The 11,254-nt window shown below is 56.2% G+C and carries 9 protein-coding genes; 7 read left to right on the forward strand and 2 right to left on the reverse strand.

Features of this window, described 5'->3' with window-relative positions:
- Positions 1 to 5 precede the first annotated feature (5 nt).
- Together V6944_RS22080 and V6944_RS22085 are read right to left on the reverse strand one after the other, a co-directional pair.
- Positions 6 to 473 (reverse strand): MarR family transcriptional regulator, encoded by a 468-nt coding sequence (locus tag V6944_RS22080; protein WP_185668192.1) that lies wholly within the window; start codon positions 471 to 473, stop codon positions 6 to 8.
- A 95-nt stretch (positions 474 to 568) separates the two neighbouring features.
- On the reverse strand, positions 569 to 907 hold the full coding sequence (locus V6944_RS22085; protein ID WP_333496119.1) for a YebF family protein: 339 nt from the start codon (positions 905 to 907) through the stop codon (positions 569 to 571).
- Between the two features lie 525 nt (positions 908 to 1,432).
- Between V6944_RS22085 and trpS the strand changes: the two genes are divergently transcribed.
- From trpS to V6944_RS22120, 7 genes are all read left to right on the forward strand, one after another.
- Complete coding sequence (gene trpS / locus V6944_RS22090; protein WP_333500539.1) at positions 1,433 to 2,440, forward strand: tryptophan--tRNA ligase; 1,008 nt, start codon at positions 1,433 to 1,435, stop codon at positions 2,438 to 2,440.
- A gap of 261 nt (positions 2,441 to 2,701) precedes the next feature.
- The gene (locus tag V6944_RS22095; protein WP_333500540.1) at positions 2,702 to 3,769 is read left to right on the forward strand and encodes an HlyD family secretion protein; all 1,068 of its coding nucleotides are present in this window, start codon (positions 2,702 to 2,704) and stop codon (positions 3,767 to 3,769) included.
- Positions 3,766 to 6,495 carry a ribosome-associated ATPase/putative transporter RbbA gene (gene rbbA, locus V6944_RS22100; RefSeq protein WP_333500541.1) on the forward strand — a complete coding sequence of 910 codons (2,730 nt, stop codon included), beginning with the start codon at positions 3,766 to 3,768 and terminating at the stop codon, positions 6,493 to 6,495. Before V6944_RS22095 ends, rbbA begins: the two co-directional genes overlap by 4 nt.
- Positions 6,495 to 7,619 carry an ABC transporter permease gene (locus V6944_RS22105; protein WP_333500545.1) on the forward strand — a complete coding sequence of 375 codons (1,125 nt, stop codon included), beginning with the start codon at positions 6,495 to 6,497 and terminating at the stop codon, positions 7,617 to 7,619. The genes rbbA and V6944_RS22105 overlap by 1 nt, the downstream gene beginning before the upstream one ends.
- Positions 7,620 to 7,790: 171 nt before the next feature.
- Positions 7,791 to 8,903, forward strand: a complete 1,113-nt coding sequence (locus tag V6944_RS22110; RefSeq protein ID WP_333500542.1) for a mandelate racemase/muconate lactonizing enzyme family protein — start codon at positions 7,791 to 7,793, stop codon at positions 8,901 to 8,903.
- A gap of 70 nt (positions 8,904 to 8,973) precedes the next feature.
- Positions 8,974 to 10,344, forward strand: coding sequence for an MFS transporter (locus tag V6944_RS22115; RefSeq protein ID WP_333500543.1), 1,371 nt, complete (start codon positions 8,974 to 8,976; stop codon positions 10,342 to 10,344).
- Positions 10,345 to 10,363: 19 nt separating this feature from the next.
- The gene (locus tag V6944_RS22120; RefSeq protein WP_333500544.1) at positions 10,364 to 11,140 is read left to right on the forward strand and encodes a Crp/Fnr family transcriptional regulator; all 777 of its coding nucleotides are present in this window, start codon (positions 10,364 to 10,366) and stop codon (positions 11,138 to 11,140) included.
- Positions 11,141 to 11,254 lie beyond the last annotated feature (114 nt).

Here is an 11,254-nt window from a genome sequence, read left to right on the forward strand (position 1 = left end):
GGTGTTTAGTCGGTTTTATTATTTTCTTCGCGGATATTCCGCAGATTGCAGGCTATTTGATTCAGGGTGTCGCTAAACTTCGCGATGTCGGCGGCGGGAATGCCGTTAGCGACGCGAGTCTGGAAGGCTTCAATCACCTGGTTTAGCGTCTGGAGCACGGCCCGACCTTCGTCGGTGAGCGTCAGCAGGCGGATGCGTTTGTCGTACGGTGAGACGGTGCGCTGCAGGTAGCCCTGCTGTTCCAGTAACGTGAGCGTGCGCATCAGCGGCGGCAGTTCAATGCCCTGCGTCTCCGCAAGCTCACTGACCGAAACATTGTCACCCAGCTGATGAAGCTGCATCAGCACCGTCCAGCTAGACTGCGTCAGGCCGGTATCGGTAATGGCATGATCGATGATTGAACGCCACTGGCGTACCACCATCGCCATACGCATGCCCATTGGGCGGCGGGCAAACAGCTCTTCTTCGGTCATCACACTCTCCGATCGTTTCGTACCACTACGATAATACTTACCATGATAAGTATCAAGGAACGGAGAGGCTAAACCGCATGGATTGTAAAACGGGCCTACCTGGCGGCGATGTACTCCACATCCATGGACACGCAGTCAACAAGGCCGATGCGCGCCAGCGAGGTGATGGGCCCCCGCGCGGTAAAAGGGACATGGTACTCTTCATCTTCAATGGTCACCTCGCCGAAACGAAGTTCGGGGGTCATCGTACCGAGCTGACTTTTTTCCTGATACCAGTGTGGGAAGCGGCCGCGTAAATAGTCCTCTTTCACCCGCAGCAGCGCTTTACGGGAGAAATCCGGACGACAGGCCGATGTCGTATCGTGGAAGGTTTCATGAACAACGCAAATCGTCGAAACGCCTGCAGTCAGCAGGCCACAAAATAGTGCAGTCACTAATAATGTCTTTTTCATGCTGAAGGTAGGTTAGGTTGAGTTAACGTATTATCACATCGGGTATTCTAGAAACATCAGGGGGTATGTAAACCCACCCGTTGGTATTGTTGCGTAAATATCGAATAAATAACTCAGTAAAAAAGATGAGTTACCATAATATATGCATACTGATTGTTGTTAATCTCCTTTAATTGTTTTATGCCGTTACCTTAATTAATCTTCCTATTTATTTTTACACCATCAAAATAACGAAGTCTAATAATACAAAACGCCTATTTTTATATATTTCTGGCGACCCGTTTCCAGAAATAAAGTCGTTTTATGGTGAAAGGGTAGACAGCGTAGGCAGTTTGGTGGCAGGATAAAAAGATGAACACAAACGTAACCGTTACCCGCTCCAACCGTTGGTGGCTGCCTTCATAACAGGCGGCTCGGGTTACGTTATCTTTTTTCAAAGCCGCCGAAAGGCGGCTTTGTTGTTTCTCTGTCTCGTCTTTCGGCTTTATATCTCATAAGGAACGACTGATGAACACCACCCATACTATCCTGACCGGCGACCGTCCTACCGGCCAACTGCATCTTGGCCACTACGTCGGTTCGCTGCGCCAGCGCGTGCAATTACAGCATGAACATCAGCAGTTTATTCTGATTGCCGACCTGCAGGGACTGACCGACAACGGCAGCAACCCGCAAAAAATCAGCCACAATCTCCTGGAAGTGATGGCCGACTATCTGGCGGTGGGCATTGACCCAAGCCGCACCACCCTTTGTCTGCAATCCGCCCTACCCGCGCTGGCGGAGTTGACCGCGCTGTACATGAATATCGTTACCGTGGCCCGCGTGGAGCGTAACCCGACGGTGAAAAACGAGATTGCGCAGAAAGGCTTCTCCCGCTCGCTGCCGGTTGGCTTTATGGCCTATCCGATTAGCCAGGCCGCCGACATTACCGCCTTTCACGCCGATCTCGTACCGGTGGGGGACGATCAGCTGCCGATGATCGAACAAACCAACGAGATCGTGCACAAAATGAATAGCCTGACCACCGAGCCGGTGCTGCGCCACTGCAAAGCGCTGCTGAGCGACGTGAGCCGCCTGCCGGGCATTGATGGCGGCGCGAAGATGTCGAAATCGCTGGGCAATACGCTCACCCTTGGCGCCAGCGAGACAGAAATTCACCAGGCCGTCAGTGCCATGTACACCGACCCTAACCACCTGCGCGTAGCCGATCCCGGGCAAGTCGACGGCAACGTGGTCTTCACCTACCTCGATGCATTCCATCCCGATAAAGCGCTGGTCGCAGAGATGAAGGCGCACTACCAGCGGGGCGGGCTGGGTGACCGGCAGTGTAAAAACGAGCTGGAAGCGTGCTTACAGGAACTGCTGGCCCCTATCCGTGAACGCCGTGCAACCGTGATTCAGGATAAAGGCATGCTGCTGGAGCTGCTGCGTCAAGGCAGCGAACGGGCGCACGAGGTGACCCAGAAGACGCTACATGCGGTCAAACGCGGGCTTGGGCTGCCGGTGCTGTTCTGAACGCCATGAGGGCACGGACGTTGCCGAGCCCTCATCCACTTTGAATAATTGTGTTAATGCTTTCGCAAACCCATGTTAACAGCATGGACATCACAGATGTCGGTGTTAGTATGACATTGACAGTAGCTATATTTATGCGTGTTTCATTTACGGCCAGGATTGCTGACGATGACCACATGAGTAGCACTCTTCACAGCATCCTTTCCTTTCGTTCAAGACGAAACGCGCGCACTCAGCAACAGGGAACAGAGCGGGTAGCGTATGGACAAATTCAAGCAGCATTGGGCCTGGTATATCGTCGGTATCGCGGTGGTGATTGCCGCTATCGCATGGTGGATGCTTCGTCCGCCGGGGCTACCGGCGGGGTTCGCCAGCAGTAACGGCAGAATTGAAGCCACTGAAGTGGATATCGCCACCAAAACCGCCGGGCGTATCGAATCGATTGTCGTCAAAGAGGGGCAGTTTGTCCGCCAGGGTGAAGTGCTGGCCCGCATGGACACCCGGGTGCTGAACGAACAGCGCCTGGAAGCCGCTGCACAAATTAAAGAGGCACAGAGCGCCGTGGCCGCCGCTAAAGCCTTGCTGGATCAGCGTCAGAGTGAAATGCGCGCTAGCGAAGCCATCGTTAAACAGCGCCAGGCAGAGCAGGATTCCACCTCCAAACGTCACGCCCGTTCCAGCACGCTGTCGCAGCGCGGCGCCGTGTCCGCTCAGCAGCTCGACGATGACCGTGCCGCTGCCGAAAGCGGCAGAGCTGCACTCGAGTCCGCGCGTGCGCAGGTCTCTGCCGCCCGTGCGGCGATAGAAGCCGCCCGCACCAGCATCATCCAGGCGCAAACCCGCGTTGAAGCCGCCCAGGCAACCGAGCGCCGCATCATGGCCGATATCGACGATAGCGAACTGAAAGCCCCGCGCGATGGGCGCATTCAGTACCGCGTGGCCGAACCGGGTGAAGTGCTGGCTGCCGGTGGGCGCGTGCTGAATATGGTCGACCTCGCCGACGTCTACATGACCTTCTTCCTGCCGACCGAGCAGGCCGGGCTGTTAGCCATTGGCAGCGAGGTACGTATCATTCTGGATGCCGCGCCGGATCTGGTGATCCCTGCCAATATCAGCTTTGTGGCAAGCGTCGCCCAGTTCACGCCGAAAACCGTCGAAACTAGCGATGAGCGGCTTAAGCTGATGTTCCGCGTTAAAGCGCGCATTCCGCCGGAACTGTTGGCTGAACACCTTGAGTACGTGAAAACCGGCCTGCCGGTGATGGCCTATGTGCGCCTGGATAACCAGCAGCCGTGGCCTGCCACGCTGATGGTGAGGTTGCCGCAATGAAACAGGATATCCACCCCGCCGTCGCCCGACTGGAGCACGTCGGCCAGCATTTCGGTGCCACCGTCGCGCTGCGCGATATCACGCTGACCATCCCCTCCCGCCGTATGGTGGGGCTGATTGGCCCGGACGGCGTGGGGAAATCGAGCCTGCTGTCGCTGATTGCCGGCGCACGGGTGATTGAGCAAGGCAACGTGATGGTGCTCGGCGGCGATATGCGCGATGCCCGGCACCGCCGCGACGTCTGCCCGAAAATTGCCTGGATGCCGCAGGGGCTGGGCAAAAACCTCTATCACACCCTGTCGGTCTACGAAAACGTCGACTTCTTCGCGCGGCTGTTTGGTCACGATAAAAGCGAGCGTGAAGCGCGCATCGACGAGCTGCTGCAAAGCACCGGGCTGGCGCCGTTCCGCGACCGCCCGGCGGGGAAACTCTCCGGGGGGATGAAGCAGAAACTCGGCCTGTGCTGCGCGCTGATCCACGACCCAGAGTTACTGATCCTCGATGAACCGACCACCGGCGTGGACCCGCTCTCGCGCGCGCAGTTCTGGGAGCTTATCGACAGCATCCGCGAGCGCCAGCCGGAGATGAGCGTGCTGGTCGCCACTGCCTATATGGAAGAGGCCGAGCGCTTCGACTGGCTGGTGGCGATGAACGCCGGGGAGGTGCTGGCCACCGGCAGCGCGGAAGAACTGCGTCACCACACCCATAGCCAGACGCTGGAGCAGGCGTTTATCGCCCTGCTGCCAGAAGCGCAGCGCAACGCGCACCAGCAGGTTATCATCCCGCCCCGCGATACCCGCGAAGAAGAAATCGCCATTGAAGCGCGCGGGCTGACCATGCGCTTTGGCAACTTTGTCGCGGTGGATCACGTGAATTTCCGTATCGCCCGCGGCGAGATTTTCGGCTTTCTCGGCTCCAACGGCTGCGGCAAGTCCACCACCATGAAGATGCTGACCGGGCTGCTGCCCGCCAGCGAAGGGGAAGCCTGGCTCTTCGGTCAGCCGGTCGATCCAAAAGATATCGAGACTCGCCGCCGGGTAGGCTATATGTCGCAGGCCTTTTCGCTCTACAGCGAGCTAAGCGTGCGGCAGAACCTGGAACTGCACGCGAAGCTGTTCCATATCCCGGATGACGAAATCCCCGCACGGGTTGCCGAGATGAGCCAGCGATTTATGCTCACCGAGGTAGAAAACGCTCTGCCCGCCGCGCTGCCGCTCGGTATTCGCCAGCGCCTGTCTCTCGCGGTGGCGGTTATTCATCGCCCGGAGATGCTGATCCTCGACGAACCGACCTCCGGCGTGGACCCGGTGGCCCGCGATATGTTCTGGCAACTGATGGTCGACCTGGCGCGCCAGGATAAGGTCACCATTTTTATCTCCACCCACTTTATGAACGAGGCGGAGCGCTGCGACCGTATTTCGCTGATGCACGCGGGCAAAGTGCTGGCCAGCGATACCCCGCAGGCGCTGGTCGAACGGCGCGGTGCGGCCACGCTGGAAGAGGCGTTTATCGCTTACCTGCAGGAGGCTTCCGATCCGATTCCCGTTGCAGAGATGGCGGAAGCGCCCGTGAAAACCGAGAGCGAACCACCGCGTCAGGCCTTTAGCCTGCGCCGTCTGTTCAGCTATAGCCGCCGCGAAGCGCTGGAACTACGACGCGATCCGGTGCGATCGACGCTGGCGCTGCTGGGAACGGTGATCCTGATGTTTATCATGGGCTATGGGATCAGCATGGACGTAGAGGATCTGCGCTTTGCGGTGCTCGACCGCGATCAAACCGTCAGCAGCCAGGGCTGGTCGCAGAACATTGCCGGTTCACGCTATTTTATCGAACAGCCGCCGCTGCATAGCTACGACGAACTGGACCGCCGAATGCGCGATGGCGAGCTGGCGGTCGCCATCGAAATTCCGCCAAACTTTGGCCGCGATATTGCCCGCGGCACGCCGGTGCAGATAGGCGTGTGGGTCGATGGCGCGATGCCAAACCGCGCGGAAACGGTGCGCGGCTACGTGCAGGCGATGCACCTTTCGTGGTTACAGGAGATGGCGGGGCGGCAGCCTTCCGCCAACCGTGATACATCGTTGATTTCTATTGAAACACGCTACCGCTATAACCCGGATGTGAAAAGCCTGCCAGCGATCGTTCCGGCGGTGATCCCCCTTCTGCTGATGATGATCCCGGCGATGCTCAGCGCACTGAGCGTAGTGCGGGAGAAAGAGCTGGGTTCGATCATCAACCTGTACGTCACGCCCACCACCCGCACCGAGTTTCTACTCGGTAAGCAGATGCCTTACATCGTGCTGGGGATGTTCAACTTCCTGCTGCTCTGCGCGCTGTCGGTGTTCGTTTTTGGCGTGCAACATAAGGGGAGTTTCCTGACGCTGACGCTAGCGGCGCTGCTGTATGTCACCATCGCCACCGGGCTGGGGCTGTTGATCTCTACCTTTATGAAGAGCCAGATCGCGGCAATTTTCGGGACGGCGATCATTACGCTGATTCCCGCCACCCAGTTCTCCGGGATGATCGATCCGGTCGCGTCGCTTGAAGGGCCCGGGCGCTGGATTGGCCAGATCTACCCGACCAGCCACTTCCTGACCATCGCACGCGGTACCTTCTCAAAAGCGCTGGGGCTAGGTGACCTGTGGGCATCGTTTATTCCGCTCTTGATTGCCGTGCCGCTGGTGCTGGGATTAAGCGTGTGGCTGCTGAAAAAACAGGAGGGATGATGCGCGGATTACGCAATATTTATAACCTCGGCGTGAAGGAACTGCGCAGCCTGCTGGGCGATAAGGCGATGCTGACGCTGATTGTGTTTGCCTTTACCGTTTCGGTCTACTCTTCGGCAACGGTAATGCCGGGCTCTCTGCATCTGGCGCCGATTGCCATCGCCGATATGGATAAATCGCAGCTCTCATCACGGATTATCAACGGCTTCTATCGGCCATGGTTCCTTGAGCCTGAGCTGATTACCGCCGACGAGATGGACGCAGGGCTGGATGCCGGGCGCTATACCTTCGCCATCAATATTCCGCCTAATTTTCAACGGGATGTGCTGGCAGGAAGGCGGCCGGATTTGCAGGTTAACGTCGATGCCACCCGTATGAGCCAGGCGTTCACCGGCAACAGCTATATCCAGAATATCGTGACCGGCGAGGTGAACAGTTTTGTCGCGCGGTATCGGGATAACAGTGCGTTGCCGGTGGAGCTGGCAGTGAGGATGCGCTTTAACCCGAACCTTGAACAGGCACGTTTTGGCGCGGTGATGGCGATCATCAACAACATTACGATGCTGGCGATCGTGCTTACCGGATCGGCGTTGATCCGCGAGCGCGAGCACGGCACGGTTGAGCATCTGCTGGTGATGCCGGTGACGCCGTTTGAGATTATGCTCGCTAAGATCTGGTCGATGGGACTGGTGGTTCTGGTGGTGTCGGGGCTGTCGCTGATGTTGATGGTGCAGGGGATCCTGCAGGTGCCGATAGAGGGGTCAATCCCGCTATTTATGCTGGGGGTCGCGCTAAGTCTGTTTGCGACCACGTCGATCGGCATTTTTATGGGTACGATTGCCCGGTCGATGCCGCAGCTGGGGTTGTTGATGATCCTCGTGCTGCTGCCGTTGCAGATGCTATCCGGCGGTTCAACGCCGAGAGAGAGCATGCCGCAGCTGGTGCAGGACATTATGCTTACCATGCCCACCACGCATTTCGTGAGCCTGGCGCAGGCTATTCTTTATCGCGGTGCCGATTTTGCTATCGTCTGGCCGCAGTTTTTGACGCTGTTGGCCATTGGCGGAGCGTTCTTTGGTATTGCACTGGTACGTTTTCGTAAAACCATCGGCGAAATGGCCTGATCTTTCACTGCCCGCCTCCCCGGCGGGCAGACGTCAAATTCGCGATCCACTTCAAAGAATTCAGTTATTCCCGCTCGCTTCCCATGATGTGTAAACCGTTTGACAGCCTTGCCTAAACGCCATTGCTAGATTGCGGGCATCAGTCAGGACATTCAGACACAGGAAGCAGCAATGAAAATCACCAAACTCACCACCTTTATTATGCACGTGCCGGTAACCAAAAATATTATTGGCGATTCCACCCATAGCATCACCCATTGGGGGATGCCGGGGGTGATGATTGAAACGGATACCGGTCTTGTCGGCTACGGCTACACCGGAACACATGCCGATATCACCACTGACCGTCTTATCACCACCATTATTAGCGATGTTTTTGGCCCGATGCTGATCGGCGAAGACGCGAGCGAAGTACGCCACCTGCATCGTAAAATGTCGCGCAGTTCGACGAATATCTGGGTAGGTCGCGGAGGATTGATGCAAATGGCCCTCTCCGCCATTGATATCGCCCTGTGGGATCTTAAAGCCAAGATGGTAGAGCAGCCGCTGTGGAAGGTATTTGGTGGCTCAAAACATGCCCGGGTTCTGGCATATAACACCGATTGCGGCTGGCTGGTACGCGATACAGCAGAGCTGGTTGATGACTGTAAGAAGATGATTTTTGAGGAAGGGTTTAGCGCTATCAAGATGAAAATTGGTAAGCCTGACCCACGTGAAGACCTTAAACGCATTGAAGCGGTCAGAAAAGCCATTGGCGATGACGTTAACCTGATGGTAGACGCTAACGCCAAGTGGGATATCAGCACGGCGAAACAGTACGGTTCGCGTTTGGCCGACTTTGATATTACCTGGTTTGAAGAGCCCATGTGGCACGATGACATCGCAAGCCACCGTACGCTGTCGGAGCATATCAGCACGCCAATCGCGCTGGGAGAACTGCTTTATCAATTCGACTCCTTTAAAGAGTTCGTCCTGGCTGGCGCAGTAGACTACCTGCAGCCCGATGCTACGCGCTGCGGCGGTCTGACCGCCGTGTGGGAAATTGCCGACCTCGGCCAGGCCTTTAATCTGCCGGTCACACCACACCACGGCGACATGATGCAGGCACAGCTGCACCTTGTGATGTCACACCCATCCTGCTCGCTGCTGGAGTTTATCCCCTGGACACTGGACTGCTTCGTCGATCCGGTGGAAGTCAAAGAAGGGTACTACACCCTACCCACCGCTCCGGGTGCGGGTACAACTCTACGTCGGGATGCACTTGAGCGCTTTAGCGTAAGATAAGGCAACCTGCATAGCCCGGACCGATGAGTCCGGGTCACAACAATAATGACAAAATAATCAGAGGTGATTTATGCCCGCCCCTACCGATCAGGATTTATCCCTGGCAATACGCAAATCTATACGTCGGATCATCCCGATGGTCACGTTGATGTTTATCCTGGCCTATCTGGATCGTTCCAACATTGGCTTTGCAAAACAAGAATTTCAGCTAGATACCGGCCTCAGCGATGCCGCTTATGCCTTCGGTGCTGGGATCTTCTTTATTGGTTATGCCCTATTCGAAGTCCCTAGCAATATCCTGCTTTACCGCATCGGCGCTCGCGTCTGGCTCGCCCGTATAATGGTGACCTGGGGGCTGGTGTCATCTGCCATGATGTTCGCCCACACCGAGTCGGTATTTATATTCTTACGTTTCTTACTCGGCGTGAGTGAAGCGGGCTTCTTCCCGGGGGTTATCCTCTATCTCACCTTCTGGTTCCCGCAGCATATCCGTGCGCGCGTTACCGGCTATTTCCTGTTTGGCGCACCGCTGGCCTTTATCATCGGTGGCCCACTTTCCGGTTCGTTGCTCTCACTAGAAGGAACGGTCCTAGCATTTGGCCTGCACGGCTGGCAGCTCATGTTCCTTGTCGAAGGACTTCTGGCCTCCGCCGTTGGGGTATGGGTCTTCTTCTATCTGGACGATCGCCCTGATAACGCAAAATGGTTAACGCAGCAGGAGAAAGCAGCACTCAACCACACGCTGAATCTGGAGGAGCAGGTGAAGCTCGCCCACGGCCCGAAAGGGGTATGGCAAGCGCTGCTGGATATTCGCGTGCTCTATCTGTGTCTCATCTGGTTCACCGTACAAGTATGCGGCTATGGGATCTACTTCTTCCTGCCAACGCAGATAGCGACCTTGATGGGGACGAAAGTCGGCCTGTTAGTGGGCTTTGTCACCGCCATTCCACCGCTTTGTGCCGCCATTGCGGTTTACTACGTGCCGCGTATTTCTGAAAAACTGCAGGAGCGTCGCTGCGTGGCTGCGGTAACCTTTATGTCAGGCGCGGCGGGGATCGCCGTATCCGGTCTGGCCGACAGTATTCCCGTCATTGCGATCGTGGCGCTATGTGTCGCCGCCGCTGGGCATCTTGCCATGCAACCGTTGTACTGGACCTTCCCATCTTCTTACCTCGGCGGCGCAGCAGCGGCCTCTGGTATTGCATTGATTAACTCGATGGGCAATCTCGGTGGATTTGTTGCGCCAAACCTGCGCGTCTGGGCTGAGCAGACGTTTAATTCTGCGCAAGCGGGGCTTTACTTCCTGGCAGCGGTTACCGCCGCAGGCAGTCTGATGATTCTGGCACTGCGTCGTTTCGGGATTGAGAAACCGATGAGCGCACCGCCTTCATCCCATCACGTTCCAGCCAGCGAGGCAAAATATCTGCGTCACTCTGATTGATGGGAAATGATACAGTGCTATGACAACGGTCAACCGCAGGGCAGTCGCAACAATGGTTAAGATATTTGCCGTAGCACAATCGCATGACCCCATCATTTCGCAGGAAGATCTCAACACTGTCCTGCTGGGCAGCAGCTGGTTCAGGGCGTTACCTGATTATCTTATTGAACAGATGATATCCCTGGCCAGCTTATATCAATATGACAATGGAGAGGTTATTCACTACCGCGGTGATGAGTCGCTTGGGTTATATGCCGTCATCACCGGCTCTGTGAAGGTCAGTTCCGTCTCTGCCGACGGCCGGGAATGTATCTTCCGCTATCTTTCGCCGGGTAACTGGTTTGGCGAAATCGGGATGATCGATAAATCAACGCGTACCCACGATGCCAGAGCGGTAGGCAAGACAATATTACTCACGCTCAAACCCCGCGACGTTGAACATCTCCTGCAAAACTACCCTATTCTTCACCGCTTTTTGGCCTTGCTGTTGTGCAAAGTGGTGCGTAATGCCTTCACCATGCTGCATGATAGTACGCTGCTATCCGTTTCTGCTCGTCTGGCAAAACGGTTAGTCAGTCTGTCGGAGGGATATGGCGAGCCACATGAGCGAGGAGTGCTGATCAATCTCTATCTCACCCAGGACGATCTGGCGACAATCATCAATACGACCCGGCAGACAATCAATAAACGGTTGGTGGCATGGGAGAAATTAGGATGGATCGATGCCAAATATGGCAAGATTTTGATCGTTAATATCACTGCACTTAAGCAGCTATATGCCGACGAAGATGAATAATCTATTTCCCGCAGACGCAAAAAAGCCCATCCGTCAGGATGGGCTTCTTCACTAAATTAATGCCTGGCAGTTCCCTACTCTCGCATGGGGAGACCCCACACTACCATCGGCGCT

The organism is Kluyvera sp. CHPC 1.2972 (assembly GCF_036759925.1).
In the GTDB taxonomy this organism is placed as follows: domain Bacteria; phylum Pseudomonadota; class Gammaproteobacteria; order Enterobacterales; family Enterobacteriaceae; genus Kluyvera.